Here is a 19,490-nt window from a genome sequence, read left to right as displayed (position 1 = left end):
ATGGGCACTAAAGTCGGCGCGAAGCGGGAAAACGATGCGGATAGTGCTGAAACCAGCCTTATTTGTGGCGCAGACGGATGAATTCCTGTCGAAATCCGGCTTGCTTAAGGAAATAAGGTTGAAACGGGCACTAAAGTCGGCGCGAAGCGGGAAAACGATGCGGATAGTGTTGAAACCAGCCTTATTGTGGCACGGACGGATGAAATCCAGCCAAAAGGCTTCTATTTCGGCAGCACCGCCTGTACTGATTTCAATGATCTTTTAGGCGCTCCGCTTCGCCTTACATTCTGCTTTCCAAGTTCCCAGACTTGGTTTTCGATAACCCCTATCTAGAAATTCGAACTAATTTTACTATATAAGATGAACTAAAGAATCAGCTAAGAGTAGCCTAATGCAATGGAAGAAGGGAATTGCCCTGTGAGCGAGTCTTGGCTCCCAAGCTTCAACCTTTGCCGTAGGCTATTCATTCAAAGCAACTCAAAACAACCTGTCTGAAGCTGCAAGGCAATCCCTTCCGGAATGGAATGAACGTTAAAACCTTTAGTCCAACCTATATAATGCTGAACTCAGGTTCACAAACAGTGAAATTTGGTGTAACTATTTAGGTGCAGGTGACTCTGTCAGAGCATGGTCTGCAACAAGCGCACAGGACGGGGAACGCAGTCGACCCAGATAGCCCGAGCTAACGGACAGGAACGCTCTTATGGGTGGGAAAAACGTGTCTGAAAGAGCCGCAGGAAGGTCTACGGTGTTCGTTAAGCCGACCGCCGACGACGAGAATCGCGCCGACGCTTTCGAACGAGGTGACGGTCGTTACCGAGACGAGACCCATCAGCATGTAGTGGAACAGCGCCACGGGTATGCCCACGGCGTCCGTCTCTCTATACCAAAGCAGGAACAATTTGGTTCGTTAATCGCCGGGATATGCACCAGTATCGACTTTCCGGTAAGCTAACCAAGGAAATTTATATAAGGAGAGAAGCAATTATGGCATACGAAACGATAGACGGCGTCCGCGTCTGGGGCAGCCCGGACGAAGGAGCGCTGTCCCAAGCGATCACATGCGCCGCGACAGGCAACGTCGTGCGAACGCTGCTTATGGCCGATCACCATAAAGGCTACAGCCAGCCGATCGGGGGAGTCGTGGCGTACGATGGCCAAATTTCCCCGTCCGGCGTCGGCTACGACATCGCCTGCGGCAACAAGGCGGTCCGCACGAAGCTGCTGGCGCGCGACATCAAGCACCGGCTGCCGAAGCTGATGGACGAGATCGCGGCGCGCATCTCGTTCGGCATCGGCCGGACGAACGACGTCAAGGTCGACCACGACCTGTTCGACGACCCGGATTGGGCCGTCTACCGGGCGGTCGGCAAGCAGGAGCACGATAAGCTGAAGGCGCTCGCCCGCGATCAATTGGGGACAGTCGGAAGCGGCAATCATTTCGTCGATTTGTTCGAGGAGCCGTCGACGGGCGCGCTGTGGGTGGCGAATCATTTCGGCAGCCGCGGGTTCGGACATAAGACGGCGAGCGGTTTTCTCAATCTGGCCGCAAATCGGGAATTTCTCGGCAACGCTCCGGGCGAGAAGATGGACCAGCCTCCCGTGCTATTCGAGATGAGCAAGGAGCTCGGAGACATGTATTTCCGGGCTATGAAGCTGGCCGGAAGGTATGCCTACGCCGGCAGGGATCACGTCATCGACGAGGTGCTGGCGATAATCGGCACGGAAGCGGAATTCGCCGTGCACAACCACCATAACTTCGCTTGGGCGGAAGAGCACGAGGGACGCTCGTGCATCGTCGTCCGCAAAGGCGCCACGCCGTCGGCACCCGGGCAAACGGGCTTTATCGGAGGCAGCATGGGGGATATTTCCGTGATCGTGAGGGGCAAGGATACGGAAGAAAACCGCGATGCTTTCTACAGCACCGTACACGGGGCGGGCCGCATCATGAGCCGTACGCAAGCGGCGGGCAAAATGAACTGGAAGACGCGCACCCGCAGCGGTGGAGCGATATCCGTCGAGCGGATGAAGCAGGCGGTTCGCGATTACGGGGTGGAGCTGCGCGGCGCCGGAACGGACGAAAGCCCCTTCGTGTACCGTAAGCTGCAAGAGGTGCTCGACGCACACCGCGACACGATCGAGGTGCTGCACGTGCTGAAGCCCATCGGCGTCTGTATGGCCGGCGCGGACGAATTCGATCCGTACAAAGATTAATGACGCGAATAAGAAGGGATATGAAATGTTAAGCAAGGAAAATTCGAAGAAATTAAGCAAGCTGATGACAAAGATGCTGCGCCATGACCCGTTAGCCTTCGGTATCGCGCTCGATCCGGGCGACGGCTCGACCGAGGCGGAAGAGCTGCTGCGTGCGGTCCGCAGGCTGGACGGGTGGGAGGCGCTGACGATGGAACAGATCCGGGAGGTCGTGCGCGACTCCGATAAACAGCGGTTCGAGCTGTTCGGGGACCGCATCCGTGCCCGGTACGGACACAGCTACAGTCGAGTAGGCTACGCGGAAGGAACCCCGCCTGCCGTGCTGTATCACGGAACGAGTGGCGAAACCGCTCCGGTCCTGCTGCGGGAAGGGATTCGGCCGATGGGCCGGCAGTACGTTCATCTATCGGAAGGGCAGCATTTCGCCACGCTGGCGGGGAGCCGGAAGGGACGACTGGCGATCGTGGCTGTCAATACTGCGGTGGCTATGCGGGCTGGAGTGAAGTTTTATAATGCCGGAAACGAAGTATGGCTGGCCGATTTCGTCCCGCCCTCCTGCTGCAAAATCGAAACGAACGGGGAAGGAGAACGTACCGGATGAAAAATCTATTCATCGATATTGGCGTCAATCTGATGCACAGGTCGTTCCATGCGGACCGGGAGGAGGTAGTTCGCCGTGCGGCGGAGACCGGAGTCGCACCGTTGATCGTGACGGGCACGAGCCTCCGGAGCAGCGAGGAAGCGGCCGCCTACGTCGGCCGTCAGGCTGCCGGGGCGCTCTATTCCACCGCAGGCGTGCATCCGCACGACGCGAAGCAATGCGGCCGGGAGACGATCGACCGGCTGAGACGTTTGGCGTCGTCGCCGCAAGTGGTTGCCATCGGGGAGTGCGGACTCGACTATAACCGCGACTTCTCGCCTCGGGACGTGCAGCGCCTCTGGTTCGAAGCGCAAGTAGAGCTCGCATGCGAGCTGGGCATGCCGCTGTTTTTGCACGAGCGGGAGGCACATGACGACTTTGCCCGCATATTGACCCGTTACGCGGGACGGTATCCGGCCGCTGTTGTTCACTGCTTTACGGGGACGGGTACGGAGCTGGACGCCTACGTGAGCATGGGGCTGTACATCGGCATTACCGGCTGGATTTGCGACGAAAGGCGGGGCGTACTTCTGCGGGAGCTCGTCAAGCGCATACCGTCCGACCGTCTGCTCGTCGAGACGGACGCGCCCTTCCTCACGCCGCGCGACCTGCGCCCGAAGCCGGCCGACTCGCGCAACGAGCCGGCCTTTCTGCCGCATATCGTGCGGACGATAGCGAGCTGCGCGGGACGGCCGTTCGAGGACGTAGCCGCGGAGACGACGCGGAATGCGGAGCGCTTGTTCGGGCTGGCCGGAGGGGCCTGACCGCACAGGCGCGGCTGCGGAGCATGGCGCGGTGAGCGGCCGCAAGCATCGTGTCCGGCCGGCAAACGATAGGAGCCGCACCGGCTTGACGGTTAACGCCGCGAACGAATCGGAGTCCCGCTGACGGGGCTCTGTTTTTTTTGCAAAAGCACTGGGAACCATAGCGGAACGGACTTCCGTTAGCGCAACGGTTTTCCGCATATTTCCGAACTTAGCGGAATGGAGTTCCGCTAATTCAAGCTTTTCGGGGAGATAAGAGGCGCAAACGGCGAATAGCGGAATACGGTTCCTTTATTTTGAGGTGGACGTTCGGTGTCGGGCAAATAGCGGAAGCCCCTTCCGCTATTTCGCTATCCCTTCGCTGTCGGGACGAAAGCGGGCGATCAAGGCAACCATTGTTAAACGAAGGCGCGCAATAAGTAACGACAGGCAAAACGCTCCGGCGGCATTATGTTGCGCTTTCCTTGAACACAAACACAATCTGTAGCAGGGAGTCGCTCGAGCATGCGGATTTCCCGTACAAGAACGGCACGGAAAATCAAGTCGACGGGCAGGCGGCGGACGTCCCGGTCAACCGGTATTTGTTCGAGCGTCTCCGGGAATGGCGGGCCGCTTATCCGGGAACACTGTACGTTTTTGAAAATAGGATGATCCAGAACTTGTTCGCTTTGCCGTGGCCCAATTTGCCGATTTATTTGGACGATCTCCGATCGTTCCGGAAGGAGAGCGTGGACGGCGTCGTCTACGAGGCGTACGAGCCCGGTATCGGACCGTTTGTCCCGATGCTCGATACGCTCGCGAAAGCGATGTGGAGCCCGGACCTTCCGTATGAGCCGACGCCGTTCGAACAGGCGTTTTTGCGCGATCACGACGGGCCGCAGTGGCCCGGCAACCGGTACTGGGAGTCTTTCCGCGACGAGCTCCCGTTGGAGGGCATTTATCCGCTCGTCAGCGATTTCAGGGACAAGACATGCCGGGCTACCGTTGCGGCGCTGCTCGGGCATGTCCTGAGCCGTGTCGACCGTATAGAGCTCGATTGGCTGTACATCGGCTACAGGCGCTAGCACAATCTGTGTGTCCTGAACGGCGGGAAGGAGCCGCTTCCTGCGCTCGACCCTTCAGAAAAGAGATTCGTTGCTTCCGGGAAACTATGGGATTTCATGAAGGAGACGAAGCAGCCGCGCGAAACGGCGGGGCAATTGATAGAACGTATCGCAAGCAAGCTCGCGCCGCTTATCGGACGAATACGGCCGGCTGATCGCGGGCGCCACGAAATTGGATGGCGTCCGCCTGGCGAAGTGCTTTATCGCAAAGCGATGACAACGATCGCTTTTCATTTTGCGGTATTTGAGCTTCATTGCTTTTCGGAAAATTCGGCGATCCCGTTCCCGTATTACGGAAAGTATACGTTTCCTCAAATATCTTCATTTCTGACTTATGTCGAGAAGCTGAAAAGCTCGCGCGAAATCATCTCTTTACGTTATACGGAGGGACTTCCCCCAGTCAATATGGCCGCGCTGCGCCTTCAGAAAATATCCGCCTTGTTGGTCGAAACGGACGATATGCTGGAAACGATTGCGCACAAAACCGGCTACCAGAACGCCTATTACTTGAGTCGGGTATTTTCCAAAGCGATGAAGATGAGTTCCTCCCAATACCGCAACCTCCACAGAGTATAATACGGGCTTTTCTAATACAGTCATTTGACTCTGATAATATTAATAATTTATTAATTTGACTTAGATAAATATGGATTGACATCGTTTTTTTTGGTCATATATAATGAAATTGTTCTTGAAAGTTGTTTTTTTATAACCTTGACTCCCATGTTAACTTATTTTTGAGAGTCAGAAGGCGGTTTCAGGGGTTACTTATGCAGACGGGGAGGCGGGAAGTATAAGTTCATGATAAACTAAGCGGTAGTTGAAAATGACCGACATTGGAGCGTTGAACGATGGGAATACGACCGACCAAGGAACAATTTAACCGGCAACTGGAGCAAATGGCCGGCACGCTGCGCAACGAAATGATCGAAGGCCGCTATGCCCTAGGCGAATATTTGCCGACGGAGCGTACGCTGATGGAACGATTCCGCATGAGCAACAACGCGGTGCGCACCGCGTTGGAAACGCTCGTCCGCGAAGGCTGGATCGAGAAGGTGCCGAGAATCGGGAACCGGGTCGCGGCCGGACGCCCTCCGGTGAAGCTGGTGCTGGCCCGCAACGTTGTTGCGCAGCGCAATCTCGAGCTTTCCGGGCTGCTGGACAACTTCCACCGGCAATTTCCGTGGATTTCGGTAGAGACCCATGGGATTGATGGGCAAGGGAATACGGGAGACGCGGATTTGGTGCTGGCCGATAATTATCAGTTTCAGCGCATGGTCGAGGACGGAGCCATTAAGAAGCTGGAGCCGCTTACCGGGCGCGAGGACATGTACCCGGGACTTGCCAGGCAGTTTGCGGTTGAGGGAAGCTTGTACATGCGGCCGGTCGTGTTCTCGCCGATCGTGCTTTGCTACAACAAAGCGCATTTCCGCGAATGCGGGCTGATGGAGCCGGACGGAAGCTGGACATGGGACAACTTGCTCGGCTGCGCGGAGAAATTGTCGGACGGCAAAGGCAGATACGGATTCAGCTTTCACGCGCAGGATACGAATCGATGGCCTCTTTTTTTGCTGCAAAGCGGTGAACGGTTCGAATGGAACGCAGGACAGTTGAACGATTTGCGCGGCACCCGGCTGCTGGAGAGCATGAAGGTGTACAAACGGATCATTCATAACCGGAAGGCGTTCCCGCTGTTTCTGTCCGAGAGCAACGGCGATATTTTGCAAATGTTCGAGGAAGGCAAGCTGTCGATGATTTTGAACACCTACATGGGGCTGAACTTGTGGAAACATGCGAATCTGGAGTACGATGTGGCGCCGGTTCCGTTCATTTACGAGCCGCGGACGCTTGTTATCGTTCTCGGCATCGGCATAAGCGCCAAGTCCGCACACAAGGAAGAGGCGCGGCTGCTGGCCGATTATTTCGTTTCGGCCGGTGCGCAGAATTACATTTACGAGCATACGCTCAGCATTCCGAGCACGCAACTGCCCACTTATTCGCCGGCCGCCTCGACGTCTGTCGGCATCAACCGCCCGGAGCGTTACGCGTTGTTTCGCGAGATGATGTTTTCCTACCGCACCCATAGCGATTTGGGCATCCCGGTTATGTCTTTGCCCAAAATATTTCAACAATTGAAAGCTTATTTGGCCGATATGATTGACGAAAACGAATTGTGCGACCGGATTCGCGGCGCGTTGTCCGGCGAAACGCGGGCGGGCGCGAGCGAAGCGGGCGACTGAACTTGCGGAGGGATCGACGATGGCTGCTTGCCGCCGTACTGGCGGCAGCCTCGCTGACGGCAGCCTCGCTGACGGCTTGCGCCGGCGGCAAAATGAAAGCGGTAACAAAGCGGACGAAGCAACCGGTCAGGCGCCGGAGCAAAAACAACCGATGGATCTGGTGTTTTATTCGTCGCCCGGGGATTTCGACGAAGCCAGCTTTATGGCGAGGTTCGGAGACAAAATCCATGAGAAGTTTCCTTATATTACACCCAATTCGTTGTCCGAATGAAATCTCGATCAGAACAAGCTGTGCCGGGTGGGAAAGCTTTCGATGATTCTGAGCAGCTACATGGACATGAACGAGCTGCGAGCGATGCCTCTCGAACAGGGCGAGACCGCTGTCGACATAGCGCCAATTCCGTTTTTCCTTGAGCTGTCGGATCCGTAGCGGGAGCAGAAGGCAGGGCGGAAGTTTACAATGAGAATTTCAAATTAGGGGGTTGACCCATGAAAAACATGAATAGATGGTTGAAGCTGGGTATTATCGGTATGGGAACGGCGGCCATGCTGAGTGCTTGCGGTGGAGGATCCGGAAGTAAATCGGAAGCGGGAGAAGCGACGGCCGGAGGAACGGAGCCGGTTGCGCCGGCGAAGCCGAGCGGTCCGGTCGAGATCAATCTCGTGACACCCGATGCGACGATTACGCCGGAATTTCTCGAACGGCTGGCCAAGAAGTTTCCGGACTACAAGATTAACCGCTATAACCAGGCTACAAAAGGATCGGAGATTACCGATCTGCTAACCAACGGGACGCCGATCGATATTATCGGCCGCGCCGCGACCGTCTTCGAGAACGACGTAGTCGTTAACAAGCTGCAGTACAATATGGAGCCGCTGCTCAATCAGGCCGGCGTTCAGACGAAGGATTTCGAACAGCAACTGGTCAATTTCGTCCGCAGCATTTCCAAAGGCGGCATGTATGGCATCCCGGGTGGAAGCGCCATCAACCACGTACTCTTTTACAACAAAACGTTGTTTGACCAATTCGGCGTAGCGTATCCGAAGGACGGGATGAGCTGGGACGATGCGATGCAGCTTGCAGCCAAGATGACCCGCAACGAGGGCGGCAAACAATACTACGGATTCGCCGGAAATACCGGCATTATGACGGCAACGAATCAGTTGTCGATCCCGTTGGTTAACACGAAGACGCAAAAGCCGACGATCAATACCGATGAGCGCTGGCGCTCGTACTTCCAGATTATTTACGGCAACTCTGTTCTGAATGATGCACTCAAGTCGAACAACAAGGCGTTCAGCGGCGGGGCGAAAAATCTGACCGAAGGCGACACGGCGATGGTTTTGTTCAATGCCAATATCGGCATTATCGACAAGGCACTGCAGGAGGAAAAAGTCAATTGGGATATGGTAGCGTTGCCGAGCTTTAAGGAAGCGCCGAAAACCGGCAGTCCGATGAACTCGACGCTTTGGGGGCTGACGAACCAGACCCGGAATCGGGAAGCGGCGATGGATGTGATCAAGTATATGGTCTCGGATGAAGTTCTCGGCGACCTCGCCAAGATTGGTTATCTCGTGCCGAAGCAGACGGATGCGATCAAGCGCGTATTCGCAACCGAAGCGAAGCCGGCAGGGAAAAACTGGAATGCGGTCAATTATAATAAATTTGCGGCTTTCCCGGAAATGACGGTCAGCGATGCGGCTATTTCAGCACTGTATTCGAAGCAGATCGAAGCCATCGTCAAGGGCCAGACGGACATGAACACCGCGTTCCGCACAATTGAAGAGGAAGCGACCAAAATCATCGAAGAAAATGCGAGAAAATAAAGAAGAAGTTTTATTTTGCAGAAGTAGCAGATACAGAAGTCCGGGGAACAAGTCGAAACTTGTTCCCCGACATATAGAGGAGATGGAGAGATGCATACTTTACGTGCAGTTGTTGTCGGAGCGGGGACGATCGCCAACCTTCATTTGCGGACGCTTGCGGCGAGCGAACGAACCGAGCTTGTCGGCGTCGCCGATATTGCCGGGGAGCGGGCTCGCTTGGCGGCCGAAGCTTACGCGATCAGGCCTTACACGGACTACAGGGCGATGGTACAGGCGGAGAAGCCCGACATTGTCGTCATTACGCTGCCGCATGTTTTGCACAAAGAAGCGGCGATTTGGTGCGCGGAGCAAGGGTGCCACGTGCTGCTGGAGAAGCCGATGGCGATGAATGCGCGCGAATGCGCGGACATCAACGCTGCGGCTGCCCGCTGCGGCATTGTGCTGGCCGTGGGACATATGCAGCATTATTTTGCGGAAAATGTGAAAGCGAAGCAACTGATTCAGTCCGGCAAGCTGGGGCGGCTCGTGACGATCATCGATCGGCGCTACGGGTATTATTACGACGAGAAGCGTCCGGCCTGGTTTCTGGATAAGGAAACTTCCGGCGGAGGGATCGTCATCAATATCGGCAGTCATTCGATCGATAAAATCCAGTGGTTGACGGACTGCCAAATAACGAGCGTAAAAGCGGAGCTGACGCATTACGGCGAACGGGGCAATGTCGAAGGAAGCGCCAGCTTGCTTATGCGCACTTCGCACGGAGCGACGGCTTCCGTCTCGCTCTTCGGCTATCGCGGCGCGCCGCCGGCCAATGAGACGGAGCTGCTGTTTACGGACGGAGCGCTGAAAATCGCGGCGAGAAAAGGGCTTTGGATCAGCGGAGCAAACGGCTACGAGCCTGTCGACACGGGCGCAACGGGCGAACCGTTCGCCCCGCAGTGGGATGATTTGCTGAACGCCATCGGGCACGGCTCGGAGCTGTCGATAACGGGAACGTATGCCCAAACCGTCTCCGCCGTCGTCGATGCCGCATATCGCTCCCACGAAACCGGCAGAGCGGAGGAAGTCGCCGTCATCTGATGTTGGCGGGCCGCAGACGCTCGAAGATAAACGTGTTCGAGGAGGAATGGCAATTGCGCAGATGGATGGTCTGGACCGTGGCGTTGATGATGATTGTGCCGTACGGTTTGTTGGGCCCGGGAAATCGGACATCGGCCGCCGGACAAACGATTACTGAGGAAGGTGAAGCTCCGATCGAGGCGTATACGAACAAGTGGAACGTGATTCCCGCATGGACCGCCGCTCCCGTCATCGATGGGAAATTGGATGAGGCGGCATGGAGCGGCGCCGCGCCGCTGGACGATTTCCGCACGGCTTATTACAACGAGCCGGCGACCGGCGGCATCGCCTATAAAGTTGCTTACGACGAGACGAATTTGTACATCGGAGGAACGTTTGACGAGGAAGAAAAGGAAGTGCTGGAACGAATCGAAATCGTGATCAGTCCGCAGACGGCGGGCGGGCTGCATTATGTGGCGGCGGTACCGGTCAACCCGTCGGGAAGAACGATCACGACGGGCTGGAACCAGACGCCCGACGGCGTAGATCCGCAAAGGGTGAAGATCGGCGCCTTCTCCAGTGAAACGTCGTTGGCGGGCGGCGTCTTTACGGTCGAAGCGGCCATTCCGTTATCCGCCTTCGGGTCCGCCGTCGTCTCGCCGGGCGCAGAATGGCGGATGAATATCATCCACTTGCATCATCTGAATACGAAGCCGCTCTCCTCCTGGGTACCGATCCGCACGTCGAGCTTCTGGGATACGTCGGGGGCTGTAAAGGTGCCGGCCAATGTCGTGGACGAAGGGCGGCTCGGCTCCGTCTTTTTCGAACGAACGACGCAGGGCGTTGCTTGGACGCTGCTCGAACCGGAGCTCGACTATACCGGTTTTGCGACGAAGCGGTTGTCCTTTGACGGGACCAGTCTGGAACCGGTTGATACTGTCTTTGAGCTGAAATGGATAGATCCGCTCGGCAACGTGACGACGCTTGACGACGTTCAGGTCGCTTGGGAAGGAAGTCGCAGCGTACTGACGTTCTCGCATCCCGGGCCGCTTCGCGACGGCATGTACCAGCTGCAAATACTGGCCTGCGAAGACGATCCGGCCGATTGTCGGTTCGCCGTACTGACCTTCGACAGGGACAGCCTGATCGACGCGGGCATCGAAGACGAGGAGCAGGCGTCGCCCGCCGGCGATGTCGTTCCGGTGACGCCGGCCCCCGCCTCGGCGGCCGTCGAGAACATACTCGAATTGATCCCGGACCGGGTCGGCTTCCGCTTCGCCGGATTGCCGGAAATGCCGGAGCTGAATCCGGACGGGTTGTATACGCTGTCCGCCGACGGCAAAAGCATGGTTGCGCCCAAAACCGGCACGGCGTATCCGAACGCGCAGTATCCGGAATCCGGCACGGTGACCGCCGTCAACCGGAAAGGGGAAACGCTGGAATACCCGTACTACCAAGACGCCGAAGGCAAACGGTACTTCTTGTCCGCGCATCTGTGGTATTTGCAAAAAACGTATACACTCAACCAGACGAATGCGATCGCCAAAACCGATCCGCTCGGAGCGGCAAGGCTGCTGTACCGGTTCGCGCAAGTGTACGAAGGCTACGTGCCGACGACCGACTATAACTGGTACAACTATCCGATCAACATCACCTCCGGCCCGCCGTTCAACTATTGGGGCGGCATGTGGAGCCGCTGGTCGGTATCCGACCTGAACAGTCTGCGCCCGCTCCTGCAAGCTTACACGGAAGTGAAGAAGACGGACGCCCTGCAAGTGCTGAGCCAGGAAGTCGGGGAAGACGTCGAGAAGAAGCTGGTCGAGCAAGTAGTGATGCCGTCCGTCGATTATGCGCTCAGCTATCCGACGACGCTCGGCAATATGGACTATACCCAATGGCTCGGCCTGATCGAAGCCGGCAAGGCGATTGGGCAGCCTGACTACATTCATAACGTGGTGGAATGGATGAGGGAATACGTCGACAGGCGGTATATGTCCGACGGCTTCTGGTACGAAGTGGCGCCCTCCTACCACGTGCAGTCGACCGACGGTCTGAATTCGGCGATCGGGCAGCTGCAAGGGTATAGCGACCCGACCGGGTACGTTTCACCGCGTTCGGGACTGCATTTCGACAATTTGGATATGTATAACGATTTTCCGATCATCGGCAAAGCGAAGGAAATCCCGAACCTGCTTTCCTTCCCGAACGGCCAACTGCTGCCTGTCCAGGATTCGTGGGCGTCGGACAAAGCGAAGGCGCCGCGGTCGGACGTCGGCTCTATGCTGCTGCCCGATGCCGGCATCGGCCGCCTGTCCGGCGGAACGGGCGCGGACCGGACACAGCTTTACTTGGAGTTTACGCCGAAGTCCGGGCATACGCACTACGATCCGCTCAATTTGAATTTGTACGCGCAGGGCCAGGAATTGCTGCCCGATCTCGGGTACACGTATACGAAATACCGCTATTTCACCCTGTCCACGCTCGGCCATAACACCGTCGTCGTCAACGGCAAAAACATGACCACGGCCGGCGCGGGCAAAGACGGCGGGGCGATTGAGGCTTTCGCCTCCGTCGGCACGTTCCAGGCGATGCGGGCAAGCGAAGAAAACGCTTACGCGGAGACGGAAACGTACAGCCGGGAGCCGTGGTTCGTTCCGTTTGCGGACGGCAACGGCGGCGAAGGATATGTGCTGGATCTGTTCCGCGTAAAGGGTGGCAGCCGACATGAATACACGCTGCAGGGCGACGCGAACCGCGATGCCGAATTCAAGACGGATTTGCCGCTCGAGTCGTACGGCCCATATTTGCTGCCGCCGGGAACGGAAGTGCACGAGGCCGAAACTTTCAACGAGAGCGGCACGGCGGCAGGGAACTATCCCGCCTACATTTATGTGAACGATGTGCAGAAGGCCGAACTGTCGGGCGACAAGTACGAAGTGACGCTGAAGACATCCGACAATGGCGCGGACAAAGCAAGCCTGAAAATTACCGGCTTGTTGGAGGAAGGAAGCAACGAGCTTTACTTGGCCCGCTCTCCTTCGATTCGCTCCACACGCTTGTCCGGGAAAAGCAAGGACACGAACGACGAAGCGGTCCAATACGACATGCCGAAGCTGGTGTTGAGACGGGAAGCAGCCAACTTGAACAGCACGTTCGTGACGGCGTTGGAGCCATATACGGGCGCTGCCGGGTCGAAGATCGATTCGATCAAACGGCTGGAGCCAAGCCAGTCGCCGGAAGGCGCAGTGGCAGTGAAGGTGACGTACGGCGATGTCACGGACTATTTGCTCAGCTCGCCGGAGCATCCGGACCAGCCGCTCGTCGTCGGAGACATCACGATGCGCGGAGAGATGGGCTTTATCCGGGTGGAGGACGGCGTCGTACAGAACATGTACCTCGTCGGCGGGACCGAACTGAAGAAGGGAAGCAAGGAGATCAGCGCGCAAGGCTCCGTCACCGGGACGATTACCGGCACGAAACGCAAGGCGAACGGCGATCCGTACGACGCGATCGTGACAAGCACGCCAATCGATCCGGCGATTGCCGCCCTCCTGAAAGGGAAATACGTCATCGTAACGCATCCTGACGGATCGACGAACGGTTACAAAATCGGGGACATCCGCAGCGTGGCGGGACAAACGGCGATCGTCCTGGCCGAATACGATCCCGGATTCGAGCTGAAAGCGGACGGGACGTCGCAGATGATGTTTTATCCGGCGAAAAGCTGGACCGGCGCGCATACGTTCAAAATCGCCAACGTGGAAGCGCTGGACCGCAATCCGCTGCAAGCCATCACTGTGGAAACGCCGCAGCGGGATTTGCCGAAAGGCGAGACGGTTCCGCTGGCCGTGTACGGGGTGAACCGGGACGGCAGTCCCGCGGTGTTGTCCGCGGGAGAAACGGTTTTTACGAGCAGCGATCCCGCCGTCCTGGCGGTCGACGCAAGCGGAAACGTCACGGCGGTCGGTGACGGAACCGCCACGGTGAGCGTCGAGGTGACGTTGAACGGAGTGAGGAAGACGGCAAGCGTTGTCATGTCGTCGCAATCCCGGTCGCTGCAAACGTACAATATCGTCGATCTGAACATCGCGGAGCAGACGGTGCCGACGCTGTACGTTACCGGTTCGAATATGGTGCAGCTTGAGGCGAATGCGGCCGGGCAGAGCATCGCGTTCGACTTCGAGGTGGCGGAAGACGCCGCGTACGCCATCGGGATCAAGCCGTTCAAGGCGGGCAGCTACGGGAAGTACAAGATCAGCGTCGACGGCACGGAACTCGCGACCTACGACTTCTACAGCAGCATCGGCGGAGCGCGCACCGCGTTCGAGACGATCGGGACGATGCCGTTAACGGCGGGTACGCACCGGATTACGCTGGTCAACGACGGGAAAGACGCCAGTTCGAGTAACTACAAATTCGGGCTTATCCAGTTGGAAATTAAGGAGTTGCTGCCCGACGCTCCGGCTTTACAGGCGGCGGCCGGGCCGGTCTATCCCGGGCAGGCGTTCGCCATGACGTTCGCCGATTCCGCCGCATGGCGGAGCGAGATATCCGGCGTGACGGTTGACGGCGTCCCGCTGGCGAGCGGCCAATATACCGTCTCGCCGGGCAGCATCGCCTTCGCCGCGGATGCGCTGCCGGCCGGGGAAGGCGCGGCCTGGATCGTCGTGCAGGCGGAGGGGTACCGGCATGCGGCCGCAGAGCAGCGAATCGCCTCCGCCGCCGCGCTGAGCGGCCTCGCGGTCGCACCGGGCGCGCTGAGCCCGCCGTTTGCGCCGGAGACGCGCGACTACGCCGTGCTGGTAGGCGAGGCCGTGCCCGCGCTCACGGTCACGGCGCAGACGTACCGGCCCGACGCCGTCATCACGGTTGGCGGGCAGACGTACGGCAGCGCGGCAACGATCCCGCTCGCCCTCCGGCCCGGCGCCAACCCGCTGTCGCTCGCCGTTGCCGCTTCGGACGGCAGCTCCGACGTCTACACGGTGACGGCTTACCGGGATGTCCGCGAATTCGAGCCGATCGGCACTGTAGCGGGGACCGTGTACGGTGCGGGCGGCGCTTCTTTGGCCGGAGCGGTCTTGCGGTTCGTCGGACAAGCGGAAGTCGCTGCGACGACGGACGAAGACGGCCGCTACGCGATTGCGGAAGTGCCGAACGGGAGCTGGCAGCTTGCGGTGACGAAGCTGGATTATTTTGACGGGCTATCTGACGTATTCGAAGTGACGACGGGGCAGACAACGTCCGTCGACGTGACGCTGCAACGGTCGCCGGTGCCGATTTTGTCCGGCGTGACGTACGGGGCGGCGGCGATCGGTGACCCGGTGTCGGCGACGATGTCGCGCGACGGGGTGCTGCATCTCGTTCCGGCCGGTACGGCGGCGACGCAGGCGGCGATCGAAGCGGCGTCCGTCGTCACGGTCGGCGGGGCAGTGTACGGCGCGCGGGCGACGGCTGCGGCGGGAATCGCGGCCGCGCTGGAGACGACCGATTTCGCCCCCGGCCTGTACGTGACATACGCGATCGACAGCGACGGCAACGTGTCCGCGGCGTCGGAGCGGATTGCAATCATCCCGCGCAGCCTGGCCGCGATCGACAATACGAGTCCGTTCGTGATGTATTCCGGCTCCGGGACGACGACGACGAGCGCCAGCCTCCTGTACGGCGGAAGCGAATGGATCGGCACGGCGAAAGGCGCGACCGCGCGGGCGCCGTTTTACGGGACGCGGGGGCAAGTGCTCGCCACGAGGGCTTCGAACGGCGGCTTGGCTGACATTTACGTGGACGGCGTTTACCGGACGACTTACGACTTCGTCAAGCGCGGCACCGCGCAATACCAGTCGGTCGTGTTCGACACGGGGCTTTTGCCGCTTGGCGCGCATACGGTGGACATTGTGTCCAAGGGAGAAATCGGGGCAAACTCGCTGAACAACTGGATTCGGTTTGACGCGCTTCTGGTCAACGGATACGAGTCGATCGGCACCGTAACGGGGACTGTGTACGGCGAGGAGGGCGCTCCATTGACCGGAGCGGTCGTGCGGCTTGTCGGGCAAGAGGAAGTCGCTGCGGCGACGACGGATGGAAACGGCCGCTACACGATCGTTAACGCACCGGGCGGAAGCTGGCAGCTTGCCGCGACGAAGCTGGATTACGTGGACGGTTTGTCTGATGTATTCGTCGTGGAGAACGGACAGACAACGTTCGTCGAAGTGACGCTGGAACGGTCGCCGGTGCCGGTTTTGTCCGGCGTGACATACGGGGCGGCGGCGATCGGTGACCCGGTGTCGGCCACGATGTCGCGCAACGGGGTGTGGCACCTCGTCCCGGCCGGTACGGCGTCGACGCAGACGGCGATTGAAGCGGCGTCCGTCGTCACGGTCGGCGGGGCGGTGTACGGCGCTCGGGCGACGGCTGCGGCGGGAGTCGCGGCCGCGCTGGACACGACCGATTTCGCCTCCGGCCTGTACGTGGTGTACGCGATCGACGGCGCCGGCAACGTGTCCGCGGCGTCGGAGCGGATTGCAATCATCCCGCGCAGCCTGGCCGCGATCGACAATACGAGTCCGTTCGTGATGTATTCCGGCTCCGGGACGACGACGACGAGCGCCAGCCTGTACGGCGGCAGCGAATGGATCGGCACGGCGAAAGGCGCGACCGCGCGGGTGCCGTTTTATGGAACGCGGGCAAAGGTGCTCGGAACGTTGGCGCCAAACGGCGGTTTGGGCGACATTTATGTGGATGGCATTTACCGGACGACGAATGATTTTATGAAGCGAGGCACTGCACAATTCCAGCATGTTGTGTTCGATACGGGCGTTTTGCCGCTTGGTGCGCATACGATTGAAATACGGGCGACCGGGGAGAAAAATCCGGATTCGCAGAACATTTGGATCAGGTTTGACGCGCTGCTGGCCAGCGGATTTTAGCCCGCCGCGCGTCGCCGAGGGAGGCGACGAACAAAAAATAGAAGAAACGTTCGCGGCTCGCAAATAAAGCCGCAAAACGAAACCACAACCTCCGGCCGTCAGTTTATATCGGCATGGGGGTTGTGGTTTGTCGCGGTGTTTAGGTGTTTACACGATTGGCTCGATGTCCACCTGCCCGGTGTTGCGGTCTCTCAACACGATACAGCCTTCGAGTGGCGCGCCCGAACGGTCGGTCAGCTTCAGCTTGTTCGTATGGCCTTCGCCGATCAAGCTGCGGATCATCGCCGGGGTGAGCGTTTTGCCGAGGCTTTCCTTCCAGATGACGAACTTGCAGCCGAGCTTGTAGTTGCTGCAGCCGTACCCTTTGTTGCCCATGAAAATATGGCCGCCGCACCCTTCGCGCGGGCAGACGCCGAGCGTTTCGCGTTCCCCCGGCCGGGGGACGGAGGCGGGTTCGGCGTTGCCGCGATTGCGCGTCGCCTGCCCCGGGCCGGCCTTGTCGCCGCGGCCCGGCTTGCATGATAATTTTGGTGAGCATTTTAGGGGATAATTCCGTGACAAGAACATTATCCCATTCCCGACGGAACCCGTGTCAGCAGAAATTAAAGTATTAGACAGGATGTCTTTATTCCAGTGTTTTTTCGAATCGCCAAACCGTCAGTTCCATAAAATAAGTATTAGACTGACCCCAGAAATTGAAACAGCGACAGCCAAGGACGAGAAAATAAAGTCCTAGACTGTCACTGCTTCATTGAACTATCGTTGCCGAATGGCCCGATACGTGAATATGTTGTTATTTGATGTCGGGTTTTTCCTATATTTTACTTGCCTATCACTGCGTTTTTAGGGGTATAAACATTTTACCGATTTCGGCGCCCCCTTTTCTACCATTTAGTAGTTATTCAACAGACCTGATTTCACTCATTTGTAAAGGGATGCGCTTTAGTTTATGAAATGCCGCCGATCAATTCGACAGCCAACTCATACCCGATATTATGACGGATATCGCTGAACGCTTCGGGCTTAATATGCGCTGCAGAGTATTCCTTGAATCGGTTCTGACCCGGGCTGAAATGGATATGAATTTCATTGGCGACATCGGTTCCGCCGACCTGGATCGTGAAGATATGAAACCCTCCGCCTTCAATTCTTTCCTGTGCCGTTTGTCTTGTTTCCCTGAAGGAGATAGCAGCGCGGCCATCTTTATAAAGCTTGCCGATCTCGGCCCCCTTAAGGTCTGCTTTGCCCTCCACGTGCACCTGCAAAAACGTCTTTAAATTCGGCAAAGTATCGTTAGCATGCGAATTGAGAATCGATTTCTGCTCGGCAGCGGACATTCCGTACTCCGACGCTTCCGTCAAATACCCGATCAGAACGCCCCCGTTCACGCTGCGTGTACGCATATATTCCACATCTTCCAAGGAAATCCCCGGAAACCCCAGCATCGTAGCCACATTAGCAGGGGATTCCCAGGCCAACAAACCGAACAGCTGGTTCGCTCTTGCCACCGAATCCAGACAAGGCCCCATCGTGCCTTGATGGGCGGCTACTGCAAGCTGCCGCGCCGGCGCGCCAATCATTAATTGGGCTACGTCAGCGGGGATAGTCGCCAAGAAGGGGGCCCCTAAATTCGTGATAAGCGTTTGGACGTCGGCAGGCTGCTTTCCTCCCGCGATTTCGGCCAGATGAGCTACCCCCATTGTTGTGGCGTGCTCGGCGAATTTTTTCCCTTTCATCCCAAGCAGCAGAGTTTCAAAAGAATCATACCCCATCGCCGAACAACAGATATCAACGCCGGTCCACTCGTGAACCTCCTTGAAATTTTGCAGCTCCGTCGCCATCGGTTTTTCCATGTACATACCGGAATCTCCAAGGACATCATAAATCCTCCATACCTCTTCCTGCGTAAAACCGAACCCACGCAAATCGTCTTCGAGGTCTTGGTTCCCGCCCTGATCCTTGAAATCCTGAAACTCCCCGAGTTGTCTGACCGCTGCGGTAAATGCCATATTCATATCCGTAAAAGACTTGACCATATTCCGTTCCGCCCAGCCTGTTACGATGCTTCTGGCCTGTTCGAAATTGTCCTCGGTGAGCCCTTTGATATTCTTGCTCTTCAGCTCATCATAGTCCGCCGGCACTTCTTCTGCCGTTTTCTCGTATCCGTTGATCTCAAGCGTCCGCTGAATAGCCGGACTCTCCGCCATGTAGGGGTTCCCTTGCTGAGTTAGTTGATGATTGGTTGTCAAAGCGCGTTGAAGCAAGCCGCCTACGGCCCGGTTGCCGACGGTACGCTGCAGATGCATAATGCCGCCGGCGGAAAACAGGGGATGTGATGCAACTGTTCCGCTGCCGGAATGGCCTGAAGATTTTGCCGGCTGGTGATTTTGGTTGCGTACTTGGGTTTTGGCTGCATAGGCATGACTATGTAGTCTCATAGGGCGACTGGCTCCGTTCCATAGCTTTCGCAACTGCTCCAGTAACGATCGACATGTTTTCTCCCATTATATGATAAAACGGACTAAAATTCAGGAATTATTATTCTGCCCAGCACCTCAAGTCCTCCACAAAATATCGAACCGCGCGCTGCTCGTCATCACGCTGGTCAGCGGGCTTGAGAAAGAATATGATCTGTCATCCACCCAATTAACGCACAAGAGGAGGCCGGCGTCAGGGGATCGCTCGTCAAAACGTTCAAAACTACAGTTGGGCGGAAAGCT

Annotated in this window: 12 protein-coding genes and 1 pseudogene; 10 read left to right on the top strand and 3 right to left on the bottom strand. The window is 57.7% G+C overall.

What is annotated here, in order from left to right; translation table 11 throughout:
- Positions 1-766 precede the first annotated feature (766 nt).
- Positions 767-871: pseudogene (locus tag FE784_RS36170) on the bottom strand (metal ABC transporter permease); the annotation flags it as partial.
- A 116-nt stretch (positions 872-987) separates the two neighbouring features.
- Between FE784_RS36170 and FE784_RS36165 the strand changes: the two are divergent.
- The 10 genes from FE784_RS36165 (at position 988) to FE784_RS36120 (ending at position 16,770) form a co-directional block, all read left to right on the top strand.
- Positions 988-2,214 (top strand): RtcB family protein, encoded by a 1,227-nt coding sequence (locus FE784_RS36165; protein WP_139607110.1) that lies wholly within the window; start codon positions 988-990, stop codon positions 2,212-2,214.
- A 25-nt stretch (positions 2,215-2,239) separates the two neighbouring features.
- Positions 2,240-2,815: an RNA 2'-phosphotransferase gene (locus FE784_RS36160; protein ID WP_139607109.1), complete on the top strand. Its 576-nt coding sequence runs from the start codon at positions 2,240-2,242 to the stop codon at positions 2,813-2,815.
- On the top strand, positions 2,812-3,618 hold the full coding sequence (locus tag FE784_RS36155) for a TatD family hydrolase (RefSeq protein ID WP_139607108.1): 807 nt from the start codon (positions 2,812-2,814) through the stop codon (positions 3,616-3,618). Before FE784_RS36160 ends, FE784_RS36155 begins: the two co-directional genes overlap by 4 nt.
- A 464-nt stretch (positions 3,619-4,082) precedes the next feature.
- On the top strand, positions 4,083-4,682 hold the full coding sequence (locus FE784_RS36150; RefSeq protein WP_139607107.1) for a hypothetical protein: 600 nt from the start codon (positions 4,083-4,085) through the stop codon (positions 4,680-4,682).
- Positions 4,683-4,778: 96 nt separating this feature from the next.
- On the top strand, positions 4,779-5,297 hold the full coding sequence (locus FE784_RS36145; protein WP_139607106.1) for a helix-turn-helix domain-containing protein: 519 nt from the start codon (positions 4,779-4,781) through the stop codon (positions 5,295-5,297).
- A 275-nt stretch (positions 5,298-5,572) separates the two neighbouring features.
- Positions 5,573-6,961, top strand: a complete 1,389-nt coding sequence (locus FE784_RS36140; RefSeq protein WP_139607105.1) for an extracellular solute-binding protein — start codon at positions 5,573-5,575, stop codon at positions 6,959-6,961.
- A 19-nt stretch (positions 6,962-6,980) separates the two neighbouring features.
- The gene (locus FE784_RS36135) at positions 6,981-7,232 is read left to right on the top strand and encodes a hypothetical protein (protein WP_139607104.1); all 252 of its coding nucleotides are present in this window, start codon (positions 6,981-6,983) and stop codon (positions 7,230-7,232) included.
- A 218-nt stretch (positions 7,233-7,450) separates the two neighbouring features.
- Positions 7,451-8,788 carry an ABC transporter substrate-binding protein gene (locus FE784_RS36130; protein WP_139607103.1) on the top strand — a complete coding sequence of 446 codons (1,338 nt, stop codon included), beginning with the start codon at positions 7,451-7,453 and terminating at the stop codon, positions 8,786-8,788.
- A 90-nt stretch (positions 8,789-8,878) separates the two neighbouring features.
- Complete coding sequence (locus FE784_RS36125; protein ID WP_139607102.1) at positions 8,879-9,868, top strand: Gfo/Idh/MocA family protein; 990 nt, start codon at positions 8,879-8,881, stop codon at positions 9,866-9,868.
- 53 nt (positions 9,869-9,921) lie between these two features.
- Complete coding sequence (locus FE784_RS36120) at positions 9,922-16,770, top strand: carboxypeptidase regulatory-like domain-containing protein (RefSeq protein WP_176706763.1); 6,849 nt, start codon at positions 9,922-9,924, stop codon at positions 16,768-16,770.
- Positions 16,771-16,917: 147 nt separating this feature from the next.
- Here FE784_RS36120 and FE784_RS36115 read toward each other — a convergent pair whose 3' ends face one another.
- A complete protein-coding gene (locus FE784_RS36115; protein WP_139607100.1) occupies positions 16,918-17,331 on the bottom strand; it encodes a topoisomerase C-terminal repeat-containing protein in 414 nt (137 codons plus the stop codon).
- 386 nt (positions 17,332-17,717) lie between these two features.
- Positions 17,718-19,208: a hypothetical protein gene (locus FE784_RS36110; RefSeq protein ID WP_139607099.1), complete on the bottom strand. Its 1,491-nt coding sequence runs from the start codon at positions 19,206-19,208 to the stop codon at positions 17,718-17,720.
- Positions 19,209-19,490: the final 282 nt, after the last annotated feature.

This window comes from Paenibacillus hemerocallicola, assembly GCF_006265175.1.
GTDB lineage: Bacteria > Bacillota > Bacilli > Paenibacillales > NBRC-103111 > Paenibacillus_AB > Paenibacillus_AB hemerocallicola.
The sequence above is the reverse complement of the archived record's forward strand: the minus strand, read 5'-3'. Positions and strand labels throughout refer to the sequence as shown.

Coding starts and splice junctions, on each gene's coding strand:
- FE784_RS36145 (WP_139607106.1), top strand. CDS start 4,779: ATGAAGGAGACGAAGCAGCCGCGCGAAACGGCGGGGCAATTGATAGAA.
- FE784_RS36160 (WP_139607109.1), top strand. CDS start 2,240: ATGTTAAGCAAGGAAAATTCGAAGAAATTAAGCAAGCTGATGACAAAG.
- FE784_RS36110 (WP_139607099.1), bottom strand. CDS start 19,208: ATGAGACTACATAGTCATGCCTATGCAGCCAAAACCCAAGTACGCAAC.
- FE784_RS36125 (WP_139607102.1), top strand. CDS start 8,879: ATGCATACTTTACGTGCAGTTGTTGTCGGAGCGGGGACGATCGCCAAC.
- FE784_RS36130 (WP_139607103.1), top strand. CDS start 7,451: ATGAAAAACATGAATAGATGGTTGAAGCTGGGTATTATCGGTATGGGA.
- FE784_RS36155 (WP_139607108.1), top strand. CDS start 2,812: ATGAAAAATCTATTCATCGATATTGGCGTCAATCTGATGCACAGGTCG.
- FE784_RS36140 (WP_139607105.1), top strand. CDS start 5,573: ATGGGAATACGACCGACCAAGGAACAATTTAACCGGCAACTGGAGCAA.
- FE784_RS36165 (WP_139607110.1), top strand. CDS start 988: ATGGCATACGAAACGATAGACGGCGTCCGCGTCTGGGGCAGCCCGGAC.
- FE784_RS36135 (WP_139607104.1), top strand. CDS start 6,981: ATGGCTGCTTGCCGCCGTACTGGCGGCAGCCTCGCTGACGGCAGCCTC.